The 4,839-nt window shown below is 73.7% G+C and carries 4 protein-coding genes and 2 pseudogenes; all 6 read left to right on the top strand.

Annotated features, from left to right (window positions below):
- Positions 1–1,500, top strand: a 1,500-nt coding sequence (gene xseA / locus D7X55_RS35730; RefSeq protein WP_121725381.1) for an exodeoxyribonuclease VII large subunit, incomplete at its 5' end; no start/stop codon positions are given.
- 41 nt (positions 1,501–1,541) lie between these two features.
- The gene (gene xseB, locus D7X55_RS35725) at positions 1,542–1,880 is read left to right on the top strand and encodes an exodeoxyribonuclease VII small subunit (RefSeq protein ID WP_120546690.1); all 339 of its coding nucleotides are present in this window, start codon (positions 1,542–1,544) and stop codon (positions 1,878–1,880) included.
- A 30-nt stretch (positions 1,881–1,910) separates the two neighbouring features.
- Positions 1,911–2,300 carry a PleD family two-component system response regulator gene (locus D7X55_RS35720; protein WP_120528860.1) on the top strand — a complete coding sequence of 130 codons (390 nt, stop codon included), beginning with the start codon at positions 1,911–1,913 and terminating at the stop codon, positions 2,298–2,300.
- A gap of 5 nt (positions 2,301–2,305) precedes the next feature.
- Positions 2,306–3,199, top strand: a complete 894-nt coding sequence (locus tag D7X55_RS35715) for a polyprenyl synthetase family protein (RefSeq protein ID WP_121725380.1) — start codon at positions 2,306–2,308, stop codon at positions 3,197–3,199.
- Positions 3,199–4,542, top strand: a pseudogene (locus tag D7X55_RS35710) (1-deoxy-D-xylulose-5-phosphate synthase); the annotation flags it as partial. The gene D7X55_RS35715 and the pseudogene D7X55_RS35710, both read left to right, overlap by 1 nt.
- A gap of 111 nt (positions 4,543–4,653) precedes the next feature.
- Positions 4,654–4,839 (top strand): annotated as a pseudogene (locus tag D7X55_RS47635) (1-deoxy-D-xylulose-5-phosphate synthase); the annotation flags it as partial.

The following is a 4,839-nucleotide window of genomic DNA, read 5'->3' as shown; positions in this document are numbered from 1 at the left end:
GTGCTGTCGGTGGGCGAGCTGACCCGGCAGATAAAACAGACGGTGGAGTCGCGCTTCCCGCGCGTGCTGGTGCGCGGCGAGGTGTCCAGCTTCCGGGGCGCCAACGCGCGCGGCCACTGGTACTTCACGCTCAAGGACTCGGACGCCTCCATCGACGCGAAGGTGTGGGCGTCCATGGCCAGCCGCATCCGCTTCGCGCTGCGCGACGGCATGGAGGTCCTGGCCGAAGGCAGCGTGGACCTGTACGAGCCGCAGGGCCGCTACAGCCTCATCGTGTCCCGGCTGGAGCCGGTGGGCGAGGGCGCGCTGGCGCTCGCGTTCGAGCAGCTCAAGCAGCGCCTGGCGGCGGAGGGGCTCATTGGCGACCGGCGCATCCGGGCGCCCCGGCCCGTGCCGTTCCTGCCCCGGCGCATCGGCGTCGTGACCAGCCGCACCGGCGCGGCGCTCCAGGACTTCCTGCGCGTGCTGCACTCGCGCAACCCCCGGCTGGGCGTGCTGCTGGCGGACGCGCGCGTGCAGGGCGAGGGCTCCGCGGAGGACGTGGCGCGGGCCATCGAGCGGCTGGGCCGCACGGACGTGGACGTCATCGTGGTGACGCGCGGCGGAGGCTCCGTGGAGGACCTCTGGACGTTCAACGAGGAGCGGGTGGCGCGCGCCATCTTCGCCTCGCCGGTGCCGGTGGTGTCCGCGATTGGCCACGAGATTGACTTCACCATCTCCGACTTCGTCGCGGACCTGCGCGCGCCCACGCCCAGCGCGGCGGCGGAGCGGCTGGCGCCGGTGCTGGCGGACCTGGAGCTGACGCTGGCCACGCAGTCCGGCCGGCTGCGCCGGGCCATGGAGCGCCGGGTGCTGGAGCTGCGCGAGCGCCAGGGCCAGCTGCGCGCGCGCCTGCCGGACCCGCGCCGCGAGGTGAACCACCAGCGCCTGCACCTGTCCGAACAGGTGGAGGCGATGATGCGCGTGCTGCGCCCCCGCACGCGCGAGCACCGGGAGCGGCTGCGCGCGCTCCAAGAACGGCTGCAGCGGGCGCGGCCCCAGACGCGGCTGTCGGAGCAGCGGGCGCACCTGTTGAAGCTGGCCATGCGCCTGTCGGAGGCCGCGCGCGCGGGCGTGTCCCGGCGGCGGGGCGCGCTGGCGGACGCGCGCCTGGGGCTGGAGCGGCAATCCCCCACGGCGCGGGTGGCCGCCGAGCGGGCGAAGGTGGCCCAGGCCCGGGCGCGGCTCCTGGAGCTGCAGCGGGGCATGCTGGCGTCCGCGCAGACGCACTTCGGGCGGTTGGGAGGCCGGCTGGACGCCCTGAGCCCCCTGAAGGTGATGTCGCGCGGCTACGCGGTGACGTTCCGCCAGCGGGACGGCGTGGTGGTGCGCTCCATGGCGGACGTGGCGGTGGGGGACGTGCTGGGCATCAAGCTGGCGGCCCACGGGGCGAAAACCCTGGGTGGGTGTGAAGAAATCGAAGCGACCGTTACCAGCCTGAAAGGCCCGGTGGACTGCTAGCGGGCCACCCTCTACATTCCGCGCCCCGCTCGGGGAGGTGGATGGCCGTGGCGAAGTCGGACAAGAACCCCAAGGTGGAGCCCGCCCCGGAGCAGTACGGGGACGTGGTGTCGCGCCTGGAAGAGACAGTGGCGCGGCTGGAAAGCGGCGACCTGTCGTTGGAAGAGTCCCTCAAGGCGTTCGAGGACGGCATCCGCCTCGTCCGCCGGGGCGAGAAGCTGCTCACGGAGGCCGAGCAGCGCATCGAGCAGCTGTTGGTGGACGAGGACGGCCAGGACGTCGTGGCGCCCCTGGCGGTGGCGGCCCGGCCCGCTCCCCAGGCAGCCCCCCGGACGGCCGCGCAGGCGCGTCCGCCGCCGGAGGATGATGTCCCGTTCTAGGCATCATCAGGGGAAGGGCGGAGGCCGGGCATGTCGAAGCCGAAGATTACGATTGTCGATGACGACCGCGACACGCGTGAGCTGCTCGCCGAGGCCCTGGGGGCCGAGGGGTTCGAGGTCATGTCCGCCGCCAATGGCCTGCGGCTCGTCGCGTCGCTGGAGCTGCACCGGCCGCACGCCATCCTCCTGGACGTGAACATGTCCTGGATCAACGGCTTCGAGCTGTGCCAGGCCGTGAAGCAGAACAAGCAGTTCCGGGACATCCCCATCATCTTCATCAGCGGGCGAGGGGACCCGGAGGACAAGCGGCGCGGCATGGAGGTCGGCGCGGCCGACTACTTCGTGAAGCCGCTGGAGCTGGACGCGCTCGTGAAGCGCATCCGCCAACTCATCCCCGCCGACGTGGCGAAGGAGCCCTGACGCAGATGGCCGCTTTCAACCTGGAACCGTTCATGCGCACGCACCAGGCGCGGGTGGAGGCCCTCCTGCTCGAACGCGCGGAGCGCCTGGGCCCCGCGGGCACGCCGCCCCGGCTGGCGGAGTCCATGCGCTACTCGCTGCTCGCGGGGGGCAAGCGGCTGCGTCCGGTGCTGTGCCTGGCCTTCGCGGACGCGGTGGCGAAGGCCAGCACCGACAGCGCCGTCGTCCTGGATGCGGCGTGCGCGCTGGAGTACGTGCACACGTATTCGCTGGTGCATGACGACCTGCCCGCCCTGGACAACGACGACCTGCGCCGGGGCGTCCCCACGAACCACAAGGTCTACGGCGAGCCCACGGCGCTCCTGGCCGGGGACGGGCTGCTCACGGAGGCCTTCAACGTGCTGGCCTCCGGGCCGGAGCCGGTGCGCGGCCTGTTGTGCGCGGAGCTGGCGCGCGCGGCCGGGTCGTCCGGGATGGTGGGCGGGCAGGTGCTGGACATCGCGGAGGACCGGCCCGCGACGCTGGACTACCTCTTGCGGCTGCACCGGCTGAAGACGGGCGCGCTCATCCTGGCCGCGTGCCGGATGGGCGTGCTGGCGGCCGGAGGCGACGCGGCGGCGCTCGCGAGCGCGGTGACGTACGGCGAGGCGGTGGGCCTGGCCTTCCAGATCGCCGACGACGTGCTGGACGTGACCTCCAGCGCGGAGGCCATGGGCAAGCCGGTGGGCGCGGACGCGGAGGCCGGGCGCTACACCTTCCCGGCGGTGGTGGGGCTGGAGGAGTCGCGCCGCATGGCCGGGGAGCTGGTGGCCCGGGCGGAGGCGGCGGTGCGCCCGCTGGAGGGCGCGGACGGTCCGCTGGCGGCGCTGGCGCGCTACTCGGTGGAGCGGAAGTCCTGATGGCGGACGTGCTGTCTGGCGTGGCGTCTCCCTCGGACGTCCGCGCGCTCCCCGAGGACGCGCTGCCCGGCCTGTGCGAGGCGCTGCGCGAGGCCATCATCACCACGTGCGGCCGCGTGGGCGGGCACCTGGGCGCGTCGCTGGGGGCGGTGGAGCTGATTGTCGCCCTGCACCGCGTCTTCCACACGCCGCAGGACGCGCTGCTCTTCGACGTGGGCCACCAGGCGTACGCGCACAAGCTGCTCACCGGCCGGCGGGACCGGATGCACACGCTGCGGCAGGCGGACGGCATCGCGCCGTTCCTGGATCCGCGCGAAAGCCCTCACGACGCACTGGCGGCGGGGCATGCGTGCACGGCCATCTCCGCGGCGCTGGGCCTGCTGTCGGGCCGCAGGCAGCTGGGACACTCGGGGCACGTGGTGGCCGTCGTGGGCGACGGCTCGCTCACCGGAGGCCTGAGCTTCGAGGGCCTCAACAACGCGGGGGGCAGCCCGCTGCCGCTCGTGGTGGTGCTCAACGACAACCAGATGTCCATCAGCGCGAACGTGGGCGCCATCCCCGCGCTGCTGCGTACGCGCAGCGCCCGTGCCTTCTTCGAATCGCTGGGCTTCACCTACCTGGGCCCGGTGGACGGGCACGACCTGGGCGCGCTCACGAGGGCGCTGCGCGAGGCGAAGGCGTCATCGCGTCCGGTGGTGGTGCACGCGCTGACGAAGAAGGGGCGCGGCTTTCCGCCCGCGGAGGCCGACGAGCAGACGCGCGGCCACGCGATGGGGCCCTACGAGTGGCGCGACGGCAAGCTGGTGCGCTCGCGCGGCGGGCGGCCCACGTACAGCGAGGCCTTCGCTCAGGTGCTGGGCGACGCGCTGGAGCGCGATCCGCGCGTGGTGGCCGTGACGCCCGCGATGCTGGAGGGCAGCGCGCTCACGGGCTTGAAGGCGCGCTTCCCGGACCGCGTGCATGACGTGGGCATCGCGGAGCAGCACGCGGTGACGTTCTGCGCGGGGCTGGCCGCGGCGGGCGCGAAGCCCGTGTGCGTCATCTACTCCACCTTCCTCCAGCGCGCGTACGACCAGATCGTCCACGACGTGTGCCTGCCCGGACTGCACGTCGTCTTCGCGGTGGACCGGGCGGGGCTGGTGGGCGCGGACGGCGCCACGCACCAGGGCGCCTACGACGTGTCCTTCCTCCGGCCGCTGCCGGGCCTCACGCAGTGGGCCCCGATGGTGGGGGACGACCTGGCGCCCATGCTCGCCACCGCGCTCCAGGCAGAAGGCCCGTCCGTGCTGCGCTTCCCGCGAGGCACGCTGCCGGACCTCCCCCCGGAGCTGGAGCACGCGGAGCCCGAGGTGCTCAGGTCGTCGCCAGCCGCGAGCGTCGGGCCGAGCGGTCTTCCGAAGCCCGCACCTTCGCGTGAGCCGCCAGGGACGCCCGCGCTCGCGACGCAAGACACGTCCCCTGTTCCGGGCGCTCGCTGGCTGAAGCGCGTTCCCGGCGCTCGGCTGACGCTGGTGACGCTGGGGCCCCTGGGCCTGTCCGCGCTGGAGGCCGCCCGGTCCGAGCCGGAGTGGAGCGTGCTGGATGCGCGCCGGGCGTGGCCCCTGGATGAAGCCGCGCTCCTGGAGGCGGCCGAGGGCGGG

This window comes from Corallococcus sp. AB049A (assembly GCF_003668885.1).
GTDB classification, from domain to species: domain Bacteria; phylum Myxococcota; class Myxococcia; order Myxococcales; family Myxococcaceae; genus Corallococcus; species Corallococcus interemptor.
This window is presented reverse-complemented; position numbering and strand designations above follow the sequence as displayed.

Bases quoted from the DNA above. Each gene is read 5' to 3' on its own strand.
- D7X55_RS35720 (WP_120528860.1), top strand. From the start codon at position 1,911: ATGTCGAAGCCGAAGATTACGATTGTCGATGACGACCGCGACACGCGT.
- D7X55_RS35715 (WP_121725380.1), top strand. From the start codon at position 2,306: ATGGCCGCTTTCAACCTGGAACCGTTCATGCGCACGCACCAGGCGCGG.
- xseB (WP_120546690.1), top strand. From the start codon at position 1,542: ATGGCCGTGGCGAAGTCGGACAAGAACCCCAAGGTGGAGCCCGCCCCG.